This window comes from Skermanella sp. (genome assembly GCF_059503625.1).
On the sequence record NZ_JCACHA010001195.1, the window covers coordinates 1 to 4,769 of the forward strand.

Below are 4,769 nucleotides of genomic sequence, written 5' to 3' on the forward strand. Positions count from 1 at the left end.
GACCGACCTACGAGGCGAGGCATTCTCACAGGTCAGTCTCTCCGGCTCTTGGTATAACATCGTACGCCGCGCCGGCTGGTCCGATACGGCGATGCTCAAGGCCCAGTTTCGCTCGGTTTCGTTCGTGGGTGATCGCATCGTCTTCAATATCGGTGGCAACAAGTACAGGCTCGTAGCCGGCGTAGATTGTGTTTACCGAACCATCTACGTGAAGTGGGTCGGCACACATAGCGAATATGACAAGATCGACGTGAGGACCGTATAGCCATGGACATTCTCCCAATCCGATCCGACGAGGACCACGCCGCGGCTTTGGAGCAGATCGACCATCTATGGGGCGCAGATCCTGACACGGCTGAAGGCGTGCGGCTGGAGATTTTGCTGACGCTGGTGGATGCCTACGAAGAGGCGCATCACGCCATCCCGCCGAGTGATCCTGTTTCGGCCATCGAATTCATGATGGAGCAGCGCGGCCTCAGCCGGCGCGACCTGGAGCCTTTCATCGGCAGCAGGGCACGGGTGGCTGAGATTCTGAACCGGAAGCGTGCCTTGACCCTGCCGATGATCCGTCGCCTTTCCGAGGGACTGCAAATTCCTGCCGAAATCCTCGTACGCGACTATCCCATAGAACGGGCAGCATAAGGAGCGGTTCGTCGCGGACCGGCATGCGCTGGAAAGCGAAAGCCGGTCCGCGATCATTTCGTAGCCGTCGATCCTACTGCACCAGACCGATGTCCCTGAGCACGCCTTCGACCTGCTCCTTGTCCTTCTTCAGGAACGCGCCGAATTCCTCGGCCGGCTGGTACATATCGGTCCATTCCTGGGTCGCGATGGTCTTCTTCCAGGCGGGGCTTTCGACCATCTGGGCGATGGCGGCGGAGAGGGCCTTGCGATCGGATTCCTTGATGTCGGGAGCGGCGACGATGCCGCGCCAGTTGGCGAGGCTGATATCGACGCCTTGCTCCTTCAGGGTCGGCACGTCGATGCCGGGAAGGCGTTCGTCGGAGGAGATGGCGAGTGCCCGGAGTTTGCCGGCTGCCACCTGGGGCGCCAGTTCGGCGTAGCCGTTGACGCCGACGGTCGTGTGGCCGCCGAGCAGCGACTGCATCGCCTCGCCGCCGCCGGAATGGGCGATGTAGTTGATCTGCTTCGGGTCGATCCCGACTTTCTGGCCGATCAGGCCGGCGAGGATCTGGTCGGTGCCGCCGACCGAACCGCCGGCCCAGGAGACGGAGCGCGGGTCGGCTTTCAGCTTCTCGATCAGGTCTGCCAGCGTCTTGATCGGCGAATCCGTGGTCACCGCCAGCATTTCATACTCGCCGACGAGGCGCGCGATCGGAGTCACGGATTGCAGCGTCATCGGCGACTTGTTGGTCAGGATGGCGCCCTGCATGATCATGCCGGTGACCATCAGCGCGTTGCCCTTGCCCTTCTTGGAGGAGACGAACTGGGCGAGGCCGATGGTGCCGCCGGCTCCGGCGATGTTGACGACATGGGTCGAGGTCGCGGCGCCGGAATCCTTCAGGGCCGCCTGGACGGCCCGCGCGGTCAGGTCCCAGCCGCCGCCGGGTGCCGCGGGGGCCATGATCTCCAGGCCCTTCAGCTCGGCGGAAGCGGGGTTGAACTGCAGCAGGGTCGCGGCCGCCATCAGGGTTGCGCCGATGAAGAGGCGGCGGCGGTCGATCTTGAACATGGTATCCTCCCGGGATCGGTTGTTTCTTAGGGGTTTCGGCGTGTGCCGTCAGCCGGCGGTGGCGTGGGATTCCGCCAGGGTCCGGCGTTCCTTGGCGTAGCGGACCAGGGCCGTGAACCGGTAGAGGCCGTGGACCATCTTGCTGTAGGGCATCGTGATGAACAGGCTGAAGACGACGCCGAGGTGGACGGCCAGCAGCATTCCCATCGCGGGGGTTTCCCGCAGGAAAAGCAGGAGCAGGCCGGTCAGGCTGGTCAGGAACAGCATGGCGATGAAGGCCACGTCCATGCCGAGCCGCACCTCGTCCTGGACTACGCTGTCGCGCTTGCGCTTGGCGATCAGCAGTCCGACCGGGCCGATCAGCAGGCCGATGCCGCCCAATGTGCCCAGGATGACCGGCAAGTCGTACCAGAAATACGGCGCCTCGCGGCCGACGATGTAGTGATAGAAAGTCGCTACCGACGTCGCGGCGAAGCAGAGCATGAAGCCGTAGAACGTCAGGTGATGGTAGAGCCTGCGGTTGTCGGTCGGACGTTCGTCCTCGTTCATGCAGCCGACGCCGCCGCCATCCAGGTAGCGCAGGCTGCCGGCATCCTTCATCGCCTGCCACAGCGACGGCGGCTCGCGCAGGGTTTCCGGCGGTTCCTTGATGTCGCGCCAGAACATCCTCAGGCCCATGCCCATCGCCACGAGGGCGTAGAGGAATGCCGCACCGAACAGCAGGGCCATCCCGTTGTGCGGCATCAGGCGGTAGAAGGCGCCCGGCCCCATGTGGGTGGCGAACAGGACGGAGGGGTCGCGGAAGGCGACGAAGCCCAGGATGAAGGCCGCGACGCTGAGAGCGGTGACGATGCTGATCGTCAGCCCGTTGCGCTCGAACGCACCGGCGAAGGCCGGCGGCCACGCGTAGGCCTGATAGGACTCGTTCCGGACTTCCGCCAGCACGCGCGGGACGTTGACGTCGAACTCGTGCGGCGGGGAGAACTGGCAGTCGTAGTAGCAGGCGCTACAGTTGTGGCACAGGTTCGCCAGATAGTTCAGGTCGCCGGAGGTGAAGGTCCGGCGCATCTCCATCGCGGGAAAAACGGCGCACAGGCCCTCGCAGTAGCGGCACGAGTTGCAGACCGTCATCAGGCGGCCGGCTTCCTGGAGCGCCGTGGTCGGCAATACTTCATCTGCGGTCGTGTCAGTTGCGTGCATGTGCGGCGGCCTCCCGTCCCGCGACCCGGCCGAAAACGCTGCCGATGGTCATTCCGATGCCGGCGGCGTAGCCCTGACCCAGGACGTTGCCGGCCATGATCTCGCCCGCGGCGAACATGTTGGCGGAGGGCGTGCCGCCCTCCATCAGGATGCAGGCGCGCTTGTCGACGCGGGTGCCGAGATAGGTGAAGGTGATGCCCGGACGGACCGGGTAGGCGTAGAACGGCGCCGTGTCGAGCGCCCGCGCCCAATGGGTCTTGGGGGGCGACAGGCCTTCGGTACGGCAGTCGTCCAGAGTGGTGGTGTCGAAGGATCCTGGGCGGACCGCGCCGTTGAAGCCGGTGACGGTGGCGTCCAGAGCTTCCGGGTCGAGGCCGAGCTTGCCGCCGAGTTCACGGATGCTGTTCGCCCGGATCGGCGGGAACAGCGACGGCATGAACAGGTCGAGCGACTTGGCGTCGAACACGATATAGGCGATCTGATCGGGCTGCGCCGCGACTAGGCGTCCCCAGATCGCGTAGCGCTTCGGCCAGATGTCCTCGCCCTCGTCGTAGAAGCGCTGGGCGTGCTTGTTGACGACGATCCCGAAGACGACGCAGTCGAGACGCGTGATGATGCCGCCGTCGAATTTGGGCGCGCGGGCATCGATGGCGACGGCGTGGCACTGGGTCGGGTCGCCGACGGATTCGACGCCGCTGTCGAGCAGCATGCGCAGCACGGTCCCGCGATTGTACGGCGTTCCCCGGATCAGGAAGTTGTCGGCGACGTCGCCCCACGATGCCTTGAGCCACTCGATATTGGCTTCGAAGCCGCCGGATGCCGCCACGAGGGTGGCGGCGCGGACTTCGTGCTTCGCGCCTTCGTGCTGGACGACGGCCGACACGAACATGCCGCCGTCGATATTCAGACCGACGACTTCGGCGTCGTAGGCGACTTCGACACCCAGCTTTTCCGCCGTGAGATAAAGTGCGTTCAGCATCGACCGGCCGCCGCCGAGGAAGAACGAATTGGTCCGGCCGAGGCTGAGGGTGCCGCCGAGAGAGGGCTGGAAACGGACGCCCTGCTCGGTGATCCAGGTCAGCATTTCCTTCGATTCATGGATCATGAACCGGGCCAGATCCTCGTCGGTGCGGCCCTTGGTGACGAGGAGCAGATCGTTCCAGAACTCGTCCTCGGTGTAGGGACCGGTGAGGATTTCGGTCGCGGCGTCGTGGGCGCAGCGCATGTTGCGGGTGTGGCGCGTGTTGCCGCCCCGGTAGAACTTGGGCGCCCCTTCCAGCACCAGCACCGACGCACCGGAGCGCCGGGCGCTGATCGCGGCGCATAGCGCCGCATTGCCGCCGCCTATCACCAGGACGTCGTATCGACGTTTCGCATCGATCATCTCAGCACGCACCCTCCCCCGCTTCGCAGAAAACCTTGGTTTTATGCGGCGGATGCTGACGTATACAGCTGTATACGTCAAGCCGTTTCAGTAGTGCGGCCGAGGCGGAATCAGTATTCGGCGGGAGCGGGGATCTCCGTAAGGTCGGTGACGAGCCTGGCGCGCAGCAGTTTCAGCCGGGCGCGCTGGGCGTTGCGGATATGGGTCCGGGCGGCGGCTTCGGCGCGGTCGGGGTCGCGTTCGGCGATCGCCTTGACGATATCCTGATGCTCGGCATGGGCGGCGGGGAAGCGGTCGGGCACCGCCAGCGTCGTGCCGCCGAGCAGGATCATCGCGTCGTTGAGCGACAGCAGCGCCTTGAGGAGATATCTGTTATGGCCGGCGCGGTAGAGGGCGGCGTGGAAGGCCTTGTTGAGCTGTGCCAGCGCATTGTAGTCGCCGACGTTTTCCTGCTCGCTCTCGACCAGTTCGCCAAGGTCCTGGATCTCGGCT

At 64.9% G+C, this 4,769-nt stretch carries 6 protein-coding genes; 2 read left to right on the forward strand and 4 right to left on the reverse strand.

Features of this window, described 5'->3' with window-relative positions; all coding sequences use genetic code 11:
* Positions 1-265: type II toxin-antitoxin system HigB family toxin (locus AC5JJ6_RS41985; protein WP_496047755.1), on the forward strand; the 265-nt coding region annotated here is incomplete at its 5' end.
* A gap of 47 nt (positions 266-312) precedes the next feature.
* On the forward strand, positions 313-642 hold the full coding sequence (locus AC5JJ6_RS41990; protein WP_496047756.1) for a helix-turn-helix domain-containing protein: 330 nt from the start codon (positions 313-315) through the stop codon (positions 640-642).
* 73 nt (positions 643-715) lie between these two features.
* Here the strand turns inward: AC5JJ6_RS41990 and AC5JJ6_RS41995 are convergent, their stop codons facing one another.
* The 4 genes from AC5JJ6_RS41995 to AC5JJ6_RS42010 all read right to left on the reverse strand — a co-directional run.
* Complete coding sequence (locus AC5JJ6_RS41995) at positions 716-1,693, reverse strand: Bug family tripartite tricarboxylate transporter substrate binding protein (RefSeq protein WP_496047757.1); 978 nt, start codon at positions 1,691-1,693, stop codon at positions 716-718.
* A gap of 48 nt (positions 1,694-1,741) precedes the next feature.
* Positions 1,742-2,893, reverse strand: coding sequence for a tricarballylate utilization 4Fe-4S protein TcuB (gene tcuB / locus AC5JJ6_RS42000; RefSeq protein ID WP_496047758.1), 1,152 nt, complete (start codon positions 2,891-2,893; stop codon positions 1,742-1,744).
* Positions 2,880-4,277 carry an FAD-dependent tricarballylate dehydrogenase TcuA gene (gene tcuA, locus AC5JJ6_RS42005; RefSeq protein WP_496047759.1) on the reverse strand — a complete coding sequence of 466 codons (1,398 nt, stop codon included), beginning with the start codon at positions 4,275-4,277 and terminating at the stop codon, positions 2,880-2,882. The genes tcuB and tcuA overlap by 14 nt, the downstream gene beginning before the upstream one ends.
* Positions 4,278-4,387: 110 nt before the next feature.
* Positions 4,388-4,769 (reverse strand): GntR family transcriptional regulator (locus AC5JJ6_RS42010; protein ID WP_496047760.1); only part of this gene is annotated, 382 nt, incomplete at its 5' end.

Excerpts from the sequence above, each read along its gene's own strand:
- tcuA (WP_496047759.1), bottom strand. The coding sequence starts at position 4,277 with ATGATCGATGCGAAACGTCGATACGACGTCCTGGTGATAGGCGGCGGC.
- AC5JJ6_RS41995 (WP_496047757.1), bottom strand. The coding sequence starts at position 1,693 with ATGTTCAAGATCGACCGCCGCCGCCTCTTCATCGGCGCAACCCTGATG.
- tcuB (WP_496047758.1), bottom strand. The coding sequence starts at position 2,893 with ATGCACGCAACTGACACGACCGCAGATGAAGTATTGCCGACCACGGCG.